Source organism: Aerosticca soli (genome assembly GCF_003967035.1).
Taxonomy (GTDB): domain Bacteria; phylum Pseudomonadota; class Gammaproteobacteria; order Xanthomonadales; family Rhodanobacteraceae; genus Aerosticca; species Aerosticca soli.
Genome location: NZ_AP018560.1, coordinates 2,080,015 through 2,096,924 on the forward strand (window position 1 = coordinate 2,080,015; position 16,910 = coordinate 2,096,924).

Below are 16,910 nucleotides of genomic sequence, written 5' to 3' on the forward strand. Positions count from 1 at the left end.
TCCGATACGGCTGAACTTTTCTGCCGCAAGCGCTTGACCGGCGTCAGCGCGCGGGGCGGTCATGCCGCCTACGATCTTTCTGTGATCCTAAAGGCGGAATGATGGCATGCACGCGTACAGCGACATCGTGGTGGTCGGCGCAGGCCCGGCCGGTCTGTGTTTTTCGCAGGCGATGGATGGCAGCGGGCTTTCGGTCAGCCTGATCGAGCGCCAGCCGGCCGCCGTGCTGGCGGCGCCGCCCGACGACGGACGCGAGATCGCGCTCACGCACCGTTCGCGCAGCCTGCTGACTTCGCTCGGGGTGTGGCGCCACCTGCGGACGGACGAGATCGGCGTGTTGCGCGATGCCCGCGTCCTCGACGATGCCACCCGCACGCAGCTGTGGTTTCGCCATCAGGACGGCGGCCGCGCCGAACTCGGCTGGCTGGTCGGCAACCATGCCCTGCGCCGCGCCGCCTACCTCGAGGCTTCGAGCGGCGCGCAGGTGCGTTTGCATACCGGCATCGAGGCCAGCGGCCTGCGCCGCGTCGACGGTCACGTGGAGCTCGACCTTGGCGACGGCAGCCGCCTGCGCACGCGCCTGTTGATCGCCGCCGACAGCCGCTTCTCCGCCCTGCGCCGGGCCGCCGGCATCGCCGCCGACCTGCACGACTACGGCAAGACCATGCTGGTGCTGCGCATGCGTCATGAAGTGCCGCACGAAGGCGTGGCCTGGGAATGGTTCGCCCGCGGCCAGACCCTGGCGCTGCTGCCGTTGGCCGAACCGCATACCTCGTCCGTGGTGGTGACCCTGGCACCGGCGGCGATGCAAGCCCTGCTCGCGCTCGACGATGCGGCGCTGGAAGCCGAGCTGGCGGCGCGTTTCCGGCATCGCCTGGGCACGATGCGCGTGGCCGGGCCGCGCTGCACATACCCGCTGGTCGGCGTGTATGCCCGCGCCTTCGTCGCCGACCAGTTCGCCCTGCTCGGCGATGCGGCGGTGGGCATGCATCCGGTGACCGCGCACGGCTTCAATTTCGGCCTGCTAGGCGCGGCCACCCTGGCGCGCGAGCTACGCGCGGCGCACGCCGCTGGCCAGCCGTTCTGGGCGCGTGAGCCGCTCTGCCGTTACCAACGCGCGCATCGTCTGGCGACCTGGCCGCTCTACCGCGCCACCCAGGCGCTGGCCACGCTGTTCACCGACGATCGTGCGCCGGCGCGCCTGCTGCGCCGCATGAGCCTGGACCTGGGCGCGCGACTGACGCCGTTCCGGCGCTGGGTCGCCGCCGGCCTCACCGACGAGGCCCCCTCGCCCGCTCCCTGGTGCCAGATCGCCGCCGCGCTGCGCCCGTCGCGGCCGACTCATTCGCCGGGGTGATAGCGCCGCTCGATGTGCCCGGACAGCTCGGCCTCGTCGAAATACACCGCGCGCAGGTCACCGGTGGTATAGCGCTCGGCCTGGTCGGCAAAATGCGGCGAATGTGCATCGCCGCTCTCGCCGCCGGCGCTCACCGCGCGGGCGACGGGCTTGCCGGGTCCAAAGGCGACCACGGCGACGAAGCTGTTGCCGCTGGTGCCGTAGTAGCGCCGCGTACCCGGCCAACGGCGCGCACCGAACGAGGCCAGCGAACCCCAGCGGGCCGAGGTGAACGCCACCGGTAGGCTGGGCTTGGTGTCGTCGAAATGCGGCGCGATGGCGCCGTCGATGCGCTGGAAGCGGTTGACCGTGCCCCAGGGCACGCCATAGCTGCCGAAATCGCGTTCGAGCCGTGCCACCGCCTGCTGCAGCGCCGCGAGGCGCGACGACGAGGCCGCCGGATCGGCCATGCGTGCATAAGGGTCGCCACCAGCTTCAGGGTGTGCCAGCGCGTCCCAGAGCGTATCGCCCCAGAACACCGCCAGCGTGGTCGGCATCGAGGTCACGCCCCAGCGGTCGTCCCAGCCGCGCAGCAGGGCGATCGGCCCGGCCAGCGCGGCCTTGCGCGCATCGCCGGCCGGCAGGGCGTCGTAATCGGCCAGAAGACGCGGCAGCAGGCTGGCGAACGCGGGCAGGTAGGGATCGAACGCCGCATCGATCAGGCCGGCCAGGGTGAAATCCCGGCGCCCCTCCAGCACGCGCAAGGCATGCAGGCCACGCGGATTCTCGCCCACGCTGTCCATGTAGCGCGGGTAGTCCTGCCGCCGCGGGCTGTACGGGCCGGCGGCCGAATAGGGCCAGTCGTTGGTGTTGAACACCCAGCCATTGGGCGGATTGCGCACCTGCGGCAGCTCATCGAGCGCATGCAGCCCATGCCAGTCGGTGGCCGGGTCGCTGCCATCCACCGGACGGGTGTAGTCGAAGCGGTCGTCGCGGCGCGGCATGAATTGCGGATGCAGGTAGGCGATCTCGCCCTTGTCGTCGGCCAGCAGCGTGTTGTTGGAGGAGTTGGCCTTGAGGCCGGCCACCTTCAGATAACTGGCGTAATCGCGCGTCTTGGTACGCAGCCAGCTCTGCTCCAGCGCCTCGATCGGCCGGTTCATCAGCGCCAGCGCGATCCATCGGCCGTCCGCGGCCCGCACGATCGGCCCATGATGGGTGGCATAGACGGTGAAGCGGCGCTCGTGCAGGGCGCCGTCCGTACCCCGGCAGGGAATGGCGATCTCGCGCACCGCGAGCGGCCGCAATTCGCTGCCGTAGCGATAGAACAGCCGGCCATCCCGGCGGACGATGGTCTCGGCGAATTCGTCCACCGCATCGGCGGTGGTCGAGGTGTGCATCCAGCCGATGTGCGCATTGAAGCCCTGGTAGATGAAGAACTGCCCCCAGGTCGCGGCGCCATAGACGTCGAGACCTTCGTCACTGCGCATCTGCAATTCGCTGCGGAAAAAGAACGAGGTATGCGGATTGATGAGCAACAGCGCGCGGCCATCCGCGGACAGCTGCGGAGCGATGGCGATGCCGTTGGAGCCGCGCGGCTCGTCCTCGTGCGGCAGGGTCTCGGCCGCGGCCAGCGGCGCATCCCCGGCGCGACCGTAGAAATCGCGCAAGGGACCGAGCGCAGCGCGCTCGATGTCCCCGCCGATGCTGCCTTCGGTGAAGGACAAGGCCATCCACGGCTCGAAGTGCGTGATGACCTTCGGCCGTACCTGGGGATGGGTGGCCAGGTAGTAGTTGAGCCCGTCGGCCCAGGCTTCCATCAACGTGCGCAGCCAGCGTGGGCTTTGGCCGTACAGGCGGTGAAGCTGCGCTTCGTCGATGAACAGCCGCTGGCGCAGATCCGACCACAGCGCCGACTCGCCCTCGGCTTGGGCGCGCCAGCCGAGCGCATCGAGATAGTTCGACTCGATGCGCGGAAAATCGTCCTCGGCCTGGGCGTAGATCGCACCGAACACCGCCGCGGCATCGCTGCGGCCGTGCACGTGGGCGATGCCCCAGTCGTCGCGCACGATGACCACCGCCTGCGCCTGCCGGCGCCAGCGCGCGCTGTCGGATTCGCCGGCCTGCGTGGCACCCGCCGCGAGCACGGCGGCGAGCAGCAAGGCTGCCCCGCCACACGGCAGCCGAAGAAAGGACGGAACGGACATGGAAGACTCCCCCGGCAAACGTGAAAGACGCGCGGCACCCTAACAGGCCTGCGGCAGGGTTCGCACTTGACCGAAACGGCATGCCGGCCCGAAAGCGCGGCGTCTCGCATTCACCGGCATGCGGCGGTATGTTCGCGGCATGCTCAAAGCCGACGCCGACGCCATGTTCGAAGGACTCCGTTTCATCCACTGGAAGGCCGAGCAGGACGCCGACGGCCTGGTCACCCTGACCCTGGATCGCGCCGACAGCCGGGTCAATGCGCTTTCGCGCGCGGTGCTCGAGGAACTGGAGCAGATCGTCGAGCGGCTGGCGATCGAGCAGCCGGCCGGCGTCGTGATCGCCTCGGCCAAGCCGTCCGGCTTTGCGGTGGGCGCGGACATCCACGAATTCGTCGCCTATGCGCGCGAAGGCAGCGTGCTGGAAAACATCGAGCGCGGCCAGCGCATCTTCGAGGCGCTGGCCCGTCTGCCCTGTCCCACCGTGGCGGCGCTGCACGGGCTGTGCCTGGGCGGCGGCACCGAGCTTGCGCTGGCCTGCGGCCAACGGATCGCCGCGGACGACGAGGCCACGCGCATCGGCCTGCCCGAGGTCAAGCTGGGCATCCATCCGGGTTGGGGCGGCACGGCCCGCCTGCCGCGGCTGATCGGCGCCCCGGATGCGCTCGCGTTGATGCTGACCGGCAAGGCGCTGTCGGCACGCGCCGCCCTCGCGACCGGTCTGGTGCATCGGCTGGCCCCGCGCGGCGATCTGCTGGCCGAGGCCCGCGCCCTGCTGCGGCATCCGCAGCCCCTGCCGGCCGGACGCCGGGCGCGGGCGCTGCTCACCAATGCGTGGCCGGCACGACAGATCCTGGCGCCGCTCGTGCGCCGGCGCACCGCGGCCAAGGTGCGCCCCGAACATTACCCCGCCCCGTTCGCCCTGATCGAGGTATGGCGGCGCGGCGGTGGCGACATCGAGCAGCGGCTTGCGCTAGAGGCGCGCTCGGTCGCGCGGCTGGCGGCGACGCCCACCGCACGCAACCTGATCCGCCTGTTCTTCCTGCAGGAGCGCCTGAAACATCAGGGCGAGGGAACTGCCCACGGCATCGCGCGGCTGCACGTGGTCGGCGCCGGGGTGATGGGCGCAGACATCGCCGCCTGGGCCGCGCTCAAGGGCTTTCAGGTGACCCTGCAGGACCGCGAGGCCGCCCTGGTGTCGCCGGCGCTGGCGCGGGCCCGTGCGCTGTTTGCGAGCAAGCTCGGCAGCGAGCGGCGGATCGAGGAGGCCATGGGACGCCTCCAGGCGGACGTCGAGGGTCATGGCATCGCCACGGCCGATCTGGTGATCGAGGCGATCGTCGAGGACGCCGAGGCCAAGCGGGCGCTGTATGCGCAGATCGAGCCCAGACTCAAGCCCGAGGCGATCCTGGCCAGCAACACATCCGGCCTGCCGCTCGAGCTCCTGGCGCGCGACCTGGCCGCGCCGCAGCGTTTCCTGGGCCTGCATTTCTTCAATCCGGTGGCGCGCATGCCGTTGGTCGAGGTCGGCCGCCAGCCGCGCCTGGACGGTCCGGTCGAAAAACGCGCACTGGCATTCGCCGCCGCTCTCGGCAAGCTGCCGCTGGCGGTGGCGGGTACGCCGGGCCTGCTGGTCAACCGGGTGCTGATGCCCTACCTCCTGGAAGCGCTGCGGCTGTACGGCGAAGGCGTGCCCGGCCCGCTGCTCGACCGCGCGGCACGCGATTTCGGCATGCCGATGGGCCCGATCGAACTGGCCGACACCGTCGGCCTCGACGTGTGCGCGGCGGTCGGCCGGGAGCTTGCGCCATTCCTTGGGCTGGAGCTTCCCGCCGGCGTGCTGGAACCCAGGCTCGCCGCCGGCAAGCGCGGGCGCAAGGACGGCGAGGGTCTGTACGTCTGGCAGGACGGCCGGCCGCAGAAGCCCAAGCCCGCCGACGACACGCCGATGCCCGAGGATCTCGCCGACCGCCTGTTGCTGCCGCTGGTCAACGAGGCGGTGGCCTGCCTGGCCGACGGCGTGGTGGATGATGCCGACCTCCTGGATGCCGGCGTGGTGTTCGGCACCGGATTCGCACCGTTTCGCGGCGGTCCGATCCAGTATCTGCGCGAGGAAGGCGTCGAGGTCGTCCACGCCCGGCTGGAGCGCCTGGCGCGCCGCCACGGTGAGCGCTTCAAGCCCCGCCGCGGGTGGGATCTCGCCGCGCTGCGGGAGGCGCCGGACGCGGCATCGGCGAGCTAGGCACGCCGTTTGGTCCGGCGGTCATCGCGGCGCGCGACGCGGTGCCACAGTCACCAGACGATGTCCGCCGGCATGCCATCCTCGCCGGCCGCTTCGTTCGGATCGACCAGCAAGGCAAGCAACGCCGGTTCGACGGCATGCACCGCTTCGGCGACTGCGCGCTCGACGATGAGATAGCGGCCGTTGTGCTGCACGATGCCGAGCTCGCCGCGGTTGATCGCGGCGAACTGCTCGGCATCGGCGTAGACGCGGCGGATCTTGCCGCCGTATTCGAAGTGCCGCGCATGTTCGGCATCGGGCTTGTTGAGCGCGCGATCGGCGAGCAGCGCCTGCACCTTGGCCTTGCGTTCGCGCTTGAGGCGGGCGCGCTCGGCCGCCTCCTGTTCCGCGCGCCGCCGCTCGGCCGCCTCGGCCTGGGCGCGCAGCGCATAAGCCTTGGCCAGATCGATTTCCGCCGCATCGCGCGCGCTCGGGGCGGGCCTGGCCTGACCAGCACGGGGCTTGCCGCCGCGCGGCGGCCCGACGCGCTGGGCCTCGCGCACCTGTTTGACGATACCGCTCTTCAGCAATTGATCGCGCAGGGAATCGGCCATGACTTTCCACCCTTCAAAAACATCGACATCGAGAAAACCCAAGCTCACCACGCCGCGACCCGCCAGCGCAGGCTTGGGCCAAGACCCGCTTTGCACACGCTCAGTAATGCGGTGGTGGCGGCTCGCCGTGCGGATCGGGACTGTGCGCCAGCCGCAGCGTGGCAAGCTCGCCACGCAGGTCGCGCAGCAGGCGTTCGAGCGCGACGATGCGCAACGACTGCTCGGCATCGGCCGCGGCCAGCGCGGCGACGGTCTCGTCGAGGAACGCCAGCCTGACCTCGAGCTCGTCGAGCCTGGCTTCCAGCCGGTCCGCGCTCATGCCGGCCGCCTGAGCGTGCGGCCACGCCCGATGCCGTAGTAGGCGATGCCGGCCTCTTCCACCGTGGCCGGATCGTAGAGATTGCGGCCGTCGAAGATCACCGGGTTGCTCAGCGCCGCGCGGATACGCGCGAAGTCCGGGCTGCGGAAGGCCTTCCATTCGGTGACGATGGCCAGCGCATCGGCGCCGTCCAGCGCCGCATAGGCGCCGTCGCACAGCACGAGGTCGGGGCGATCGCCGTAGATGCGGCGGGTTTCCTCGCGGGCCTGCGGATCGTAGGCGCGCACCCGGGCGCCCGCCTGCCACAGCCGCTCCATCAGGCGCCGGCTCGGCGCCTCGCGCATGTCGTCGGTGTTGGGCTTGAAGGCCAGGCCCCACAAGGCGATGGTGCGTCCCTGCAACGCGCCGGCGAAATGCCGCTCGATGAGCTCGAAGAGCTTGTCCTTCTGGTCGCAGTTGACGGCCTCCACCGCGGCCAGCAGACGCGGCTGGTAGCCCGCGTCGCGCGCCGTGCGCTCCAAGGCCTGCACGTCCTTGGGAAAGCACGAGCCGCCATAGCCCACGCCCGGATAGATGAAGTGATAGCCGATGCGCGGATCGGCACCGATGCCCTGGCGCACCAGCTCGACGTCGGCACCGACGCGCTCGGCGATGTTGGCGATCTCGTTCATGAAGCTGATCTTGGTCGCCAGCATCGCGTTGGCCGCGTACTTGGTGAGTTCGGCGGAGCGCTCATCCATCACCACGATGCGCTCGTGATTGCGGTTGAACGGCGCATACAGCTTGCGCAGCAGCTCCACTGCGCGCGTACTGGTGCTGCCGATGATGATGCGGTCCGGACGCAGGCAGTCGGCCACCGCATCGCCTTCCTTGAGGAACTCGGGATTGGAGACGACATCGAACTCGACCTGGACCTCGCGCGCGGCCAGTTCCGCCGCGATCGCCTGGCGGACCCGGTCGGCCGTCCCCACCGGCACCGTGGACTTGTTCACCACCACGGTGTAACGGTCCAGATGCCGGCCGATGGTGCGGGCGACCTCCAGCACGTAGCGCAGATCGGCGCTGCCGTCCTCATCCGGCGGGGTGCCGACGGCGATGAAGATCAACTGGCCATGCGCGATGGCCGGCGCCGCCTCGGTCGTGAAGGCAAGCTGCCCGGCGGCATGGTTGCGCCGCACGATCGGCTCCAGGCCCGGCTCGTAGATCGGCATCTCGCCGCGTTCGAGCCTGGCCACCTTGGACGCATCCACGTCCACGCACACCACGTGATTGCCCATCTCGGCCAAGCAGGCTCCCGTGACCAGCCCCACGTAACCGGTACCGAAGATCGTGACTTTCATGACTCTCGTCGCCAGGGCGGACCAAACGACCGATTTTATCAACCGGCCGGCCCGTACATAAAGAAAACGGGGCGCGATGCACTCGCGCCCCGCCTAGGGTCCAGCGTCTTGAAACGCCGGCTTACTTGTCGCCACCGCCCTGGGGCTGGGCCTGGCCGGCCGGCGTCGGGCCGGTCTTCAGCAAGGTCACGTCGAAGATGATCGTGGCGTTCGGCGGAAAGCCGTTCTGCGGTTGCGCGCCATAAGCCAGGTTGGAAGGAATGAACAGCTTGTAGTGCGAGCCGGTCTTCATCAGCTGCAGCCCCTCGCGGAAGCCCGGAATGACGTTGGCCAGCGGAATCGAGGCCGGCTGGTCGCCCTGGCCATGATCGGCCGAGGCGTCGAACTTCTCGCCGTTGATGAAAGTGCCGACATACTTGACCTGCACCGTGTCGTTCGGACCCGGACGCGGTCCGTTGCCCTCGCTGATCACCTGATACTGCAGGCCGGAAGCCGTGGTCTTCACGCCCGGCTGGGTCTTGTTCTTGGCCAGGAAAGCCTCGCCCTCGGCCTTGTTCTGCGCGGCCACCTTCTCATACTCGGCCTTGGCCTTGGCCTGCAGGCGGGCCACGAAGGCCTCGCGGGTGGCCTTGTATTCGGCCTCGCTCATGGTCGGCTTCTGACCGGAAAGCGCCGCCTGCACGGCGCGCGCCACCGCGGCCGGGTCGACCTCCTCGCGCACCAGCGGCGGCAGCGAGCTGGCCAGATCCCAACCGACCACGTAGCTGGCCTTGGCCTTGTCGACGGCGGGAGCGGCGGCCGCGGAGGATTTGACCGCCTGGGCATGGATACCAGCGCTCACGCCGAATGCTACGGCCAGCGTGGTCGCCATCAGCGTGGGACGCAAGATATGCTTCATCGTGACTTTTCCTTGAAATTGCCTGTGAATGTGCCGGAATGCCGGCCGACCTCCCCCATGGAGGCAGGATCTAAGGCATTTTGCGGCCCTCGTCAGTGCTTGGCAATGACGATGGGGTTGTGACCACGGACCCGTCGGGAAGTTTCCTGCCCCGTTCAGCGGGTTTTTGGTGACCGGCGGGCCGATCCTCGAGCGCCGGCCGGTCCAGCGTATCGCGCAGCGCGCCCTGCAAGCGTGCGTGCATCTGCACCAGGAGTCGCCAGAACAGCCAGACCAGCAGCGCCAGCAGCACCACGAGCAACAGCGCCACCTGGCGCGGCGGCAGGATGATCGAGGCCAGTGCCGCCACCAAGAGCCCCAGCACGCCCATCGCGCCGAGCGGCACCAGCCTGGCCGCCATGCCGCGCATGCGCCGGGTCTGCGCCCCGCCGAAGCGTTCGGAGATGCCGAGTTCCGCCAGCAGAAGCCCCAACGCCTCGGCCTTGCGGTAGACCGCGACCACCATCGGCAGCGACAGCAGCGCCGCCAGTGACCAGGCCAGCGCACGCTCGGCGACGCGATGCCCCGCCAGCATCGGCCAATGGAACCAGCCCTTGCGGTACAGATGGGCCGCGACCAGAAACAGCGCGGCCACCAGCATCACGTTGACCAGGATGTGCCAGCACAGCCTGCGCACCATCCGCACCACCACCGCGCTCTGCCCCTGCAGCTGGATGCCGCCCACCCAATCCGTATAGGCGTCGGCAGGCCCAGTGATGGCCACGGGCAGATGCCGGCCGAACCATTGCGCCAGCGGATCGGCGGCACGGATGAGATAGGGAGTGAGGAAAGTGGTGATGGCCGACACCGCCACCGCGATCGGGTAGAGCTGCTTGCCGGTGACACCCAGGCTGAGCCCGAGCGAGGCGATCACGAAGGAGAACTCGCCGATCTGCGCCAGCCCCATGCCCACCCGCAGCGAGGTGCGGGCATCGGAGCCGGCCACGAAGGCACCGAAGCCGCTGGAGAGGATCTTGCCGAGCACCACCGCAAGAGTGATGAGCAGGATCGGCTGCCAATAATCGACCAGGTGCTGGGGGTCGATCAGCATGCCGATGGAGACGAAGAAGATCGCACTGAACATGTCGCGCACCGGGGCGACGATGCGCTCGATGCGCGCCACGCTCGCCGACTCGCCGACCAGCGCGCCGATCATGAACGCACCGAGCGCGATGCTGTAGCCAAGCTCGGTGACCAGCAGACAGAAGCCGAAGCACAGGCCGAGCACCACCACCAGCAGCACGTCGTCGCGGCTGACCCGGGCGATGTAGTCGACCACCGGCGGCACCACCAGCAGGCCGGCGACCAGCGACACCAGCATGAACAGCGCAAGCCGGCCGATCACCGCCAGCGCCGCCGTGGCAGCCAGGCCGCCGGTGCCGGCGATGCCGGTCAACAGCGTCATCAGCACCACCGCCAGCACGTCCTCGATGATGAGGATGCCGAACATGAGCTGGGCGAACCGCTCGCGCTTGAGATGCAGGTCGTCCAGCGCCTTCATGATGATGGTGGTGGAGGACATCGACAGCATCGCGCCCAGAAACAGCGCATCCAGCGGGCTCCAGCCGAAGCCGCGTCCGAGCAGGTAGCCGAGCCCGAGCATCAGGCCGATCTCGCACAGCGCGGCGAGCAGCGCCGGGCCGCCCACCTCGCGCATCTTCTTCAGGCTGAACTCCAGGCCGAGCGCAAACAGCAACAACACCATGCCGAGCTCGGCCAGGGTGCGAATGGTCTCGTCCTCGTGGATGAACACCACCGGGAAGGTGTACGGCCCGACCAGCACCCCGGCGATGATGTAACCCAGCACGACCGGCTGCCGCAGGCGCTGGCAAAGCACCGTGGTCAGGCCGGCGAGCAGCATCACGGCGGCGAGATCCTGGATGAACGGCAAGACGTGCATGATTGCTCCGACGAAGAACACCAAGCCTAACAGCGCGATCGATCGGCCCGGGCGATGGAAAACGAGACCGACCCCAATAGGTGCTTGACGCCCCGGGATGTCCCACCTAAGATGCCGGGCTTCCAGCGGCGGGGCCATAGCTCAGCTGGGAGAGCGCTTGCATGGCATGCAAGAGGTCGCCGGTTCGATCCCGGCTGGCTCCACCACCTCAAGTCCGTCCCCATCGTCTAGAGGCCTAGGACACCACCCTTTCACGGTGGCGACCGGGGTTCGAATCCCCGTGGGGACGCCAATGTTGCAGCGGAGCGGTAGTTCAGCTGGTTAGAATGCTGGCCTGTCACGCCGGAGGTCGCGGGTTCGAGTCCCGTCCGCTCCGCCAGTTGTTGGCAAAACCCGCCTCGCGCGGGTTTTGTTTTTTCGGACGCGGCATCCCATGTCGCCCGAAGGCCCTTACATCCATCTCTCTTTAAGGCGCAACGGCGGCCTGCAAGGTTCCGCGCGAGTGCCCCTGCGCGGCCAGATATTCCAGCCAACGCGACAGAAAACCATTCATGCGCAGGCGATGCTGCAGCACCGTATCGGCCGGCGGGAAAGGCCCCAGCACCTGCCACAGGTGACGCCCCGGATGACAATGCAGCGCCTCGGCGACATGCGCATCGGTATACATGCGCAGCTGCGCCGAAGGCGTGCGCAGGCCGGTGTGGGCATCGACCATGGCGTAGGTCAATTCGAGCTCCAGCGTGTAGGGGTGGCGTTCCTGCACGCTCAAGTGCACCGCCAGGCCGTCGTCGATGTCGGAGACGTACTCGCCCGGCGCCAGCGACTGCGGCGCGAACAGGTGCGAGAGACGGTGGTAATTCTCCGCGTACAGGCCCATCAGGTAGCCGAAACGATCAGGCAGCCAGGCCTTGCGGGACTCGAGGACAACGCTCATGGGATGGATCGGTTTCCTTGTAATCGGGTAATCGGGTAATCGGGTAATCGGGTAATCGGGTCTAGAACAGCGTACGTTCGATGCCGAAACGGTCGAGGATCTTGCTCGCGATCTCCTCGATCGAGACGTGGGTGGTATTGAGTGAAGGGATGCCGGCGCGCCGCATCAGCCGGTCCGCCTGCTCGAGCTCCCATCGGCATTGCGCCACGGTGGCGTAGCGGCTGCCGGGACGGCGCTGTTCGCGGATCTGCGCCAGCCGCTCCGGATCGATGGTGAGGCCGAACAGGCGATCGCGATAGGGACGCAGCCTGGCGGGCAGCTCCAGCTGCTCTAAGTCTTCGTCCGTCAGCGGATAATTGGCGGCGCGCACGCCGTAATGCAAGGCCATGTAGAGACAGGTCGGCGTCTTGCCCGAGCGCGACACGCCGATCAGGATCAGCTCCGCCTGCGAGTAGTCGACATCCACGCCGTCGTCGTGGGCCAATGCGTAGTTGGTGGCATTGATGCGCGCCTCGTAGCGCTCGTAATCGATCAGGCCATGCGAGCGGTTCACCGCGCCGGAACGCTTGGCGCCGAGTTCCTCTTCCAGCGGGCCGATGAAAGGCGCGAACACGTCGAGCATCAGCGCCCCGCTGGTCGCCACGATCTCGCACAGCGAGCGGTCGGCCATGGTGTTGATCACGATCGGGCGGATGCCGGTCTGTGCGTAGCGCGTCTTGATCCGCAGCGCCGCCGCCTCGGCCTTCTCCGGCGTGTCGATGAACGGCAACCGGTGACGATCGAACTGCATGCCCTCGAACTGGGCGAGGATGCTGTTGCCGATCGTCTCGGCGGTGATGCCGGTGGAGTCGGAAATGAAAAAGACGGTGCGCTGCATGCGGGACATCCCGGATCGGTATGCCTTGCACCTTAGCGCAACGGCACGGCCGGCCGCGCGCTGACTGGTATGCGGATGGCAAAGCCCGCATCGCCAGTGGTCTGCTTGTGCCGGCCGCCCCCCGCCCCGACAATACCAGTTCCTCGCAACCCGCTTCGGGCCGCCACAGGGCCATATGACCACCGCCCCCGCTGAAAGGAGAGTCCCCTTGAACGAACTCGTGCTCTGGCTGGATCAAGTGCGCATGACCGACATCGGCAAGGTCGGCGGCAAGAATGCCTCGCTGGGCGAAATGATCGGCAACCTCGCGCAGCTCGGCGTGTCGGTGCCGGGCGGCTTCGCCACCACGGCCTATGCCTTTCAGCAATACCTCGCGCAGAGCGGCCTGGATGCACGCATCCGCAAGCGCCTGGAAGGGCTCGACGTCGAGAACGTGGACGCGCTGACCGCTGCCGGCCGCGAGATCCGCGCCTGGGTCAGTGACACCGCGTTGCCGGCCGAGCTGGACCAGGCGATCCGCGAAGCCTACGGCAAACTTTGCGCCCAGGCCGGCGTGCCGGATGCCGCAGTGGCGGTACGCTCGTCCGCCACCGCCGAGGACCTGCCCGATGCCAGCTTCGCCGGCCAGCAGGAGACCTATCTCAACGTATCCGGCGCCGAGGAAGTGCTGCGCAAGGTCAAGGAGGTGTTCGCCTCGCTCTACAACGACCGCGCCATCGCCTATCGCGTGCACCACGGCTTCATGCATGAGGAGGTCTCGCTGTCGGCCGGCATCCAGCTGATGGTGCGCTCGGACCTCGGCGCCTCCGGTGTGCTGTTCACGCTGGACACCGAATCGGGCTTCCGCGACGTCGTGTTCGTCACCGGCTCCTACGGCCTGGGCGAAATGGTCGTGCAGGGCGCGGTCAATCCCGACGAGTTCTACGTGTTCAAGCCGACGCTCAAGCAGGGCAAGCCCGCCATCCTGCGCCGCAGCCTCGGTGCCAAGCAGCAGCGCATGGTGTTTTCCGATCGTCCCGGCGAACGGGTGCGCATCGAGCCCACCCCGGAGGAACTGCGCCGGCGCTTCTGCATCGACGACGATGACGTGCAGGAGCTGGCCAGCCAGGCCCTGGTGATCGAGCAACACTACGGCCGGCCGATGGACATCGAGTGGGCCAAGGACGGGCTCTCGGGCAAGCTCTACATCGTGCAGGCGCGGCCGGAAACGGTGAAATCGCGCAGCCACGCCACCCGCATCGAGCGCTTCCATCTGCTGGAAAAGGGCAAGGTCCTCGCCGAGGGCCGCGCCATCGGCCAGAAGATCGGCTCAGGCCGCGCGCGGGTGATCCGCACGCTCGAGCACATGAACACTTTCCAGGAAGGCGACGTGCTGGTGGCAGACATGACCGACCCGGACTGGGAGCCGATCATGAAGCGCGCCGCCGCCATCGTCACCAATCGCGGCGGGCGCACCTGCCACGCGGCGATCATCGCCCGCGAGCTCGGCGTGCCGGCGGTGGTCGGCACCGGCAATGCGATGGAGGCGATTCCCGACGGCGCCGATGTCACCGTCTCCTGCGCCGAGGGCGACACCGGCTACGTCTATGCCGGCCGGCTCAAGTTCGATCGCGTCAGCGCCGATCTCGGCGCCATGCCCGAGGCGCCGCTCAAGATCATGATGAACGTCGCCAACCCCGAGCGGGCCTTCGACTTCGGCATGCTGCCCAATGCCGGCATCGGCCTGGCGCGGCTGGAGATGATCATCGCCAGCCACATCGGCGTGCACCCCAAGGCGCTCCTGGAATATGACCGCCAGGACGCCGACACGCGCGCCAAGATCGACGAGCGCATGGCCGGTTATGCCGATCCGGTGTCGTTCTACGTCGACCGCCTCGCCGAAGGCATCGCCACCATCACCGCCTCGGTGTATCCCAAGCCGGTCATCGTGCGGTTGTCGGACTTCAAGTCGAACGAATACGCCGGCCTGATCGGCGGCGCGCGCTACGAGCCGCACGAGGAAAACCCGATGATCGGCTACCGCGGCGCCAGCCGCTACGTCGATCCCGGTTTCGCCGATGCCTTCGCGCTGGAATGCCGCGCGGTGAAGAAAGTGCGCGAGACGATGGGCCTCACCAATGCGTGGGTGATGATCCCCTTCGTGCGCACGCCGGGCGAAGGCCGCAAGGTCATCGAGGTACTGGCGAAGAACGGCCTCAGGCAGGGCGAGCACGAACTCAAGCTCATCATGATGTGCGAGGTACCCTCCAACGCCCTGCTCGCCGACGAGTTCCTCGACATCTTCGACGGCTTCTCGATCGGCTCCAACGATCTCACCCAGCTCACCCTCGGCCTCGATCGCGATTCGGGCATCGTCGCCGGCCTCTTCGACGAACGCGACCCGGCGGTGAAGAAGCTGCTCGCCATGGCCATCCAGGCCGCGCGCGCCAAGGGCAAGTACATCGGCATCTGCGGCCAGGGCCCGAGCGACCACCCGGACCTTGCCGAATGGCTGATGGACCAGGGCATCGAGTCGGTGTCGCTCAATCCCGACACCGTGGTCGACACCTGGCTGCGGCTGGCGAAGAAGAAGAAAGCCGGCTGAACCGGCGAGGTGGGGCGGCCACACCAGCCGGTCGCACCCGCCAGCCTCACAGTTGTCGCCCGTGCTCTCGCTCGCGTAGAATCCGCCGCCTGCGTGAGACCATACGCACCCCATCGGAGAGGTGGCAGAGTGGTCGAATGTACCTGACTCGAAATCAGGCGTACGTGCAAGCGTACCGTGGGTTCGAATCCCACCCTCTCCGCCAATGAAATCAAAGGGCTACGCAAAAAAAGCGTGGCCTTTTTTTTGATTCTTCACCCATCACCGCCAAGCCAGTTTTTCAGCTGTGTACGACGTTCGCTATCGCCGCAGCCTGATCAGCCTTCCATCCTGCGCTTGAGCCAATCGCGGCTTTCGGCGCGCCAGTAACTGGCTTGGGCGGCGAACAGGCCAAAGGGGCGCCAGGCGCGCTCGAGGCCGAAGGCTTCGAATTGTCGCCATGACAGGTCGCCTTCGGCGATCGCCGCGGCGAGCAGTTCGCCGGCGGCGCAGGTGGAACTCAGGCCATGGCCGCCGAAGGCCTGCGCCCACCACAGGCCGCGACCATCGCCGCCGAGCTGCGGCATCTGGTGGCGTGCGTAGCTCATCAGGCCGGACCAGGCGTATTCGACGCGTACGCCCTGCAATTGCGGAAAGACCTTGAGCAGATCGCGCAGCAGCAGGCGCTGCACCGCGCGTGGCGAGCGATCGCGCACGCTGATGCGCCCGCCCCAGAGCAGCCGCGTGTCGGGCAGCGACCGGTAATAGTCGAAGGCGAAACGGGTGTCGTAGATCGCCGCGCGCGTGGCCAGACATTCGTCCAGCCGGGCGCCCAGCGGCTCGGTGGCGATCACGTAGGTGGCGATCGGCAGCACTGCGCGATCGACGCGCTTCTCGAGTCCGGCGAGATAGCCACCGCAAGCCAGCACGACGTGCTCGGCATGCACCTCGCCCGCATTGGTGCGCAATCGCCAGCCCGCGCCGTCGCGTTCGAGCCTGCGCACCGGACTTTCCTCGTAAATGCGCACGCCCTGCTCCGACGCGGCGGCGGCGAGGCCGATCGCGTAATTGAGCGGGTGCAAATGCAGCGCGTCGCGCTCGTAGAGGGCGTCGTAGTAGCGATCGCTGCGTACCAGCGCGCGCAATTCGTTCGCGGGCAGCCATGCCCATTCGACACCGTAGTGTTCGGCGAGCAACCGCTGGCGTTCGCGCAGCACCTGCGGGTCGCGGAACCAGTTGGCCCAGATGACGCCCGCGTCCACCGCGTCGCAGGCGATGCGGTAATCCGCGATGCGGGCGCGGATGCGCGAGACGCCATCCAGCGTGAGCCGGAACAGCGCGCGGGCGCGTTCGTGGCCGAGGCGATCGAGCAGCGCCTGTTCGCCGAGTGCGTAGCCGGCGAAGACGAAGCCGCCATTGCGACCGGAGGCGCCGTGCCCGATGCGCTCGCGCTCGAGCAGGACGACGTCGCGCACGCCGCGCTCGGCCAGCCCCAGTGCGGTGTTGAGGCCGGCATAACCGCCGCCGATGATGGCGACTTTCGTCTCGTGCCGGCCGGACAGCGGCGCATATGGCGCATACGGCGTCGCGGTGGCCTGGTAGTACGAAGGATTCGCGGGCATCGGCATCCGCGCTCCGTGCCGTGGCTTGAAGTCGCGCGAGCAT

12 protein-coding genes and 4 tRNA genes are annotated in these 16,910 nt (G+C 68.2%); 7 read left to right on the forward strand and 9 right to left on the reverse strand.

Annotated elements, in window-relative coordinates; all coding sequences use genetic code 11:
- Positions 1 to 106 precede the first annotated feature (106 nt).
- Positions 107 to 1,357: a 5-demethoxyubiquinol-8 5-hydroxylase UbiM gene (gene ubiM, locus ALSL_RS09725; RefSeq protein WP_126538707.1), complete on the forward strand. Its 1,251-nt coding sequence runs from the start codon at positions 107 to 109 to the stop codon at positions 1,355 to 1,357.
- On the opposite strand, the gene ALSL_RS09730 is transcribed toward ubiM, so the two are convergent.
- Complete coding sequence (locus ALSL_RS09730; protein ID WP_126538709.1) at positions 1,342 to 3,543, reverse strand: penicillin acylase family protein; 2,202 nt, start codon at positions 3,541 to 3,543, stop codon at positions 1,342 to 1,344. The genes ubiM and ALSL_RS09730 overlap by 16 nt on opposite strands.
- A gap of 163 nt (positions 3,544 to 3,706) precedes the next feature.
- Between ALSL_RS09730 and ALSL_RS09735 the strand changes: the two genes are divergently transcribed.
- On the forward strand, positions 3,707 to 5,782 hold the full coding sequence (locus tag ALSL_RS09735) for a 3-hydroxyacyl-CoA dehydrogenase NAD-binding domain-containing protein (RefSeq protein WP_126538711.1): 2,076 nt from the start codon (positions 3,707 to 3,709) through the stop codon (positions 5,780 to 5,782).
- Between the two features lie 50 nt (positions 5,783 to 5,832).
- Here the strand turns inward: ALSL_RS09735 and ALSL_RS09740 are convergent, their stop codons facing one another.
- The 5 genes from ALSL_RS09740 to ALSL_RS09760 form a co-directional block, all read right to left on the reverse strand.
- Positions 5,833 to 6,375, reverse strand: a complete 543-nt coding sequence (locus tag ALSL_RS09740) for a DUF2058 family protein (protein ID WP_126538713.1) — start codon at positions 6,373 to 6,375, stop codon at positions 5,833 to 5,835.
- A gap of 100 nt (positions 6,376 to 6,475) precedes the next feature.
- Positions 6,476 to 6,694 carry a SlyX family protein gene (locus tag ALSL_RS09745; protein WP_126538715.1) on the reverse strand — a complete coding sequence of 73 codons (219 nt, stop codon included), beginning with the start codon at positions 6,692 to 6,694 and terminating at the stop codon, positions 6,476 to 6,478.
- Positions 6,691 to 8,034: a UDP-glucose dehydrogenase family protein gene (locus ALSL_RS09750; RefSeq protein WP_126538717.1), complete on the reverse strand. Its 1,344-nt coding sequence runs from the start codon at positions 8,032 to 8,034 to the stop codon at positions 6,691 to 6,693. The genes ALSL_RS09745 and ALSL_RS09750 overlap by 4 nt, the downstream gene beginning before the upstream one ends.
- Before the next feature lie 121 nt (positions 8,035 to 8,155).
- The gene (bamJ, locus tag ALSL_RS09755; RefSeq protein ID WP_126538719.1) at positions 8,156 to 8,932 is read right to left on the reverse strand and encodes a BamJ family beta-barrel-assembly machinery protein; all 777 of its coding nucleotides are present in this window, start codon (positions 8,930 to 8,932) and stop codon (positions 8,156 to 8,158) included.
- 70 nt (positions 8,933 to 9,002) lie between these two features.
- Positions 9,003 to 10,871, reverse strand: a complete 1,869-nt coding sequence (locus tag ALSL_RS09760) for a cation:proton antiporter (protein WP_126538721.1) — start codon at positions 10,869 to 10,871, stop codon at positions 9,003 to 9,005.
- 130 nt (positions 10,872 to 11,001) lie between these two features.
- Here ALSL_RS09760 and ALSL_RS09765 point away from each other — a divergent pair.
- The 3 genes from ALSL_RS09765 (at position 11,002) to ALSL_RS09775 (ending at position 11,250) form a co-directional block, all read left to right on the forward strand.
- Positions 11,002 to 11,077: transfer RNA gene (locus ALSL_RS09765), tRNA-Ala, on the forward strand.
- Positions 11,078 to 11,087: 10 nt separating this feature from the next.
- A tRNA-Glu gene (locus tag ALSL_RS09770) sits at positions 11,088 to 11,163 on the forward strand.
- A 10-nt stretch (positions 11,164 to 11,173) separates the two neighbouring features.
- Positions 11,174 to 11,250, forward strand: a tRNA-Asp gene (locus ALSL_RS09775).
- 87 nt (positions 11,251 to 11,337) lie between these two features.
- On the opposite strand, the gene ALSL_RS09780 is transcribed toward ALSL_RS09775, so the two are convergent.
- Positions 11,338 to 11,805: a DUF1249 domain-containing protein gene (locus tag ALSL_RS09780; protein ID WP_126538722.1), complete on the reverse strand. Its 468-nt coding sequence runs from the start codon at positions 11,803 to 11,805 to the stop codon at positions 11,338 to 11,340.
- Between the two features lie 61 nt (positions 11,806 to 11,866).
- A complete protein-coding gene (gene ppsR, locus ALSL_RS09785; protein WP_126538723.1) occupies positions 11,867 to 12,682 on the reverse strand; it encodes a posphoenolpyruvate synthetase regulatory kinase/phosphorylase PpsR in 816 nt (271 codons plus the stop codon).
- Positions 12,683 to 12,890: 208 nt separating this feature from the next.
- Here ppsR and ppsA point away from each other — a divergent pair, with 208 nt between their 5' ends.
- Together ppsA and ALSL_RS09795 are read left to right on the forward strand one after the other, a co-directional pair.
- Positions 12,891 to 15,266 (forward strand): phosphoenolpyruvate synthase, encoded by a 2,376-nt coding sequence (gene ppsA / locus ALSL_RS09790; RefSeq protein WP_126538724.1) that lies wholly within the window; start codon positions 12,891 to 12,893, stop codon positions 15,264 to 15,266.
- A 115-nt stretch (positions 15,267 to 15,381) separates the two neighbouring features.
- Positions 15,382 to 15,471, forward strand: a tRNA-Ser gene (locus ALSL_RS09795).
- A 112-nt stretch (positions 15,472 to 15,583) separates the two neighbouring features.
- On the opposite strand, the gene ALSL_RS09800 is transcribed toward ALSL_RS09795, so the two are convergent.
- On the reverse strand, positions 15,584 to 16,873 hold the full coding sequence (locus ALSL_RS09800) for an NAD(P)/FAD-dependent oxidoreductase (protein WP_126538725.1): 1,290 nt from the start codon (positions 16,871 to 16,873) through the stop codon (positions 15,584 to 15,586).
- Positions 16,874 to 16,910 lie beyond the last annotated feature (37 nt).

Bases quoted from the DNA above. Each gene is read 5' to 3' on its own strand.
- ALSL_RS09750 (WP_126538717.1), bottom strand. From the start codon at position 8,034: ATGAAAGTCACGATCTTCGGTACCGGTTACGTGGGGCTGGTCACGGGA.
- ALSL_RS09740 (WP_126538713.1), bottom strand. From the start codon at position 6,375: ATGGCCGATTCCCTGCGCGATCAATTGCTGAAGAGCGGTATCGTCAAA.
- ppsR (WP_126538723.1), bottom strand. From the start codon at position 12,682: ATGCAGCGCACCGTCTTTTTCATTTCCGACTCCACCGGCATCACCGCC.
- ALSL_RS09800 (WP_126538725.1), bottom strand. From the start codon at position 16,873: ATGCCGATGCCCGCGAATCCTTCGTACTACCAGGCCACCGCGACGCCG.
- bamJ (WP_126538719.1), bottom strand. From the start codon at position 8,932: ATGAAGCATATCTTGCGTCCCACGCTGATGGCGACCACGCTGGCCGTA.
- ALSL_RS09780 (WP_126538722.1), bottom strand. From the start codon at position 11,805: ATGAGCGTTGTCCTCGAGTCCCGCAAGGCCTGGCTGCCTGATCGTTTC.
- ALSL_RS09735 (WP_126538711.1), top strand. From the start codon at position 3,707: ATGTTCGAAGGACTCCGTTTCATCCACTGGAAGGCCGAGCAGGACGCC.
- ALSL_RS09730 (WP_126538709.1), bottom strand. From the start codon at position 3,543: ATGTCCGTTCCGTCCTTTCTTCGGCTGCCGTGTGGCGGGGCAGCCTTG.
- ALSL_RS09745 (WP_126538715.1), bottom strand. From the start codon at position 6,694: ATGAGCGCGGACCGGCTGGAAGCCAGGCTCGACGAGCTCGAGGTCAGG.
- ALSL_RS09760 (WP_126538721.1), bottom strand. From the start codon at position 10,871: ATGCACGTCTTGCCGTTCATCCAGGATCTCGCCGCCGTGATGCTGCTC.
- ubiM (WP_126538707.1), top strand. From the start codon at position 107: ATGCACGCGTACAGCGACATCGTGGTGGTCGGCGCAGGCCCGGCCGGT.